This window comes from Pseudoroseomonas ludipueritiae, from assembly GCF_014490445.1.
GTDB classification, from domain to species: Bacteria; Pseudomonadota; Alphaproteobacteria; order Acetobacterales; family Acetobacteraceae; genus Pseudoroseomonas; species Pseudoroseomonas ludipueritiae.
Map to the genome: position 1 here is coordinate 1 of NZ_JACTUZ010000338.1, position 1,275 is coordinate 1,275.

The 1,275-nt window shown below is 69.1% G+C and carries 2 protein-coding genes; both read left to right on the top strand.

The genetic code is table 11. The annotated features are described in order from the left end of the window. Positions 1-351: 351 nt before the first annotated feature. A complete protein-coding gene (locus IBL25_RS26180; RefSeq protein ID WP_187781354.1) occupies positions 352-708 on the top strand; it encodes an NADH:ubiquinone oxidoreductase subunit NDUFA12 in 357 nt (118 codons plus the stop codon). An 8-nt stretch (positions 709-716) separates the two neighbouring features. Next, positions 717-1,271, top strand: coding sequence for an outer membrane lipid asymmetry maintenance protein MlaD (gene mlaD, locus IBL25_RS26185; protein ID WP_187781355.1), 555 nt, complete (start codon positions 717-719; stop codon positions 1,269-1,271). The last annotated feature ends 4 nt before the right edge of the window (positions 1,272-1,275 follow it).

Below are 1,275 nucleotides of genomic sequence, written 5' to 3' on the forward strand. Positions count from 1 at the left end.
GGAAGCCTGCCCGGGGGCCAGGGCGGCCAGCGCCGCCGCGGCCTCGTCTTCCCAGGCCGCGGGCAGCGCCACGGCGCGCGGCGCGGCATCCGGGTCGGCTTGCGCCCGCATGCGCCGCAGCGCGATTCCAGCCCAGATCGTGCCTGCCATTCGTTCCATGCCGATATGCTAGGATGAGCCCGCGCGGGGCGGAAGCCATATCGGGTGGTGAATCCGACTCAGGCGCCCCAGATATGGCGCGACGCAACCCCGGCCTTTCGCACGGCGCCCGCATGTGCGAAGGAAGCCCCGGGACGCGCCCCCGCGCCGCCACACTGTTTCCCCCCTTTGCCTGATGGAACCGACCGCGTCATGTCCTTCCTGCATCGGCTGACCACTGGCTTCGCCGTCAGCGAGATCGGCACCGACCGCTTCGGCAATACCTACTACGAGAGCAAGCGCGACTGGCTGAACTACGGCCGCAAGCGCCGCTACGTGGTTTATTCCGGTACGGCCGAAGCCACCAAGGTGCCGCCCGAGTGGCACGCCTGGCTGCACCACACCACCGATGCCCCGCTGTCGGAGAAGAAGAAGTATCCGTGGCAGCAGGAGCACCGCCCCAACCCGACCGGCACGGCCCAGGCTTACCGCCCCGTCGGCCATGACCACGCCACCGGCCACCGCCAGGTGACCACGGGCGATTATGAAGCCTGGACTCCAGGTAGCTGAACGGTTCCATGCAACGTAGAAGCCTTGCCGAGATCCTGACCGGTGCCGTCGTGCTGCTGGTCGCCCTTGGCTTCCTGATCTATGCCGTCAGCAGTTCAGGCCGCAGCCTCGCCGGCACCGATGGCATCGAGCTGACCGCGCGCTTCGACCGGATCGACGGGCTGCAGCCCGGCGCCGATGTCCGCATCGGCGGCGTCAAGGTCGGCAGCGTGGTGGACCAGCGGATCGACCCCCTCACCTTCCTGGCCGTGCTGCGGCTGCGGGTGAACGGCGACCTGAAGCTGCCCACCGACACCTCCGCCGAGATCACCTCGGAAAGCCTGCTGGGCGGCAAGTATGTCGCGCTGGTGCCGGGTGGGGAGGAGAAGGTACTGGCCAATGGTGACCAGATCACCATCACCCAGTCCGCCGTCAGCCTCGAGTCGCTGCTCGGCCGCTTCATCTTCTCGGTGACCGAGCTGGCCTCCAGCCGGAACGAGGATGGCCAGAACAACGGCAACGAGGAAGCCAAGCCCGCCGCCCCCGCCCCGGCCGCCCCGCGCGGCGGCGCCCCGGCGCGATGAGCAC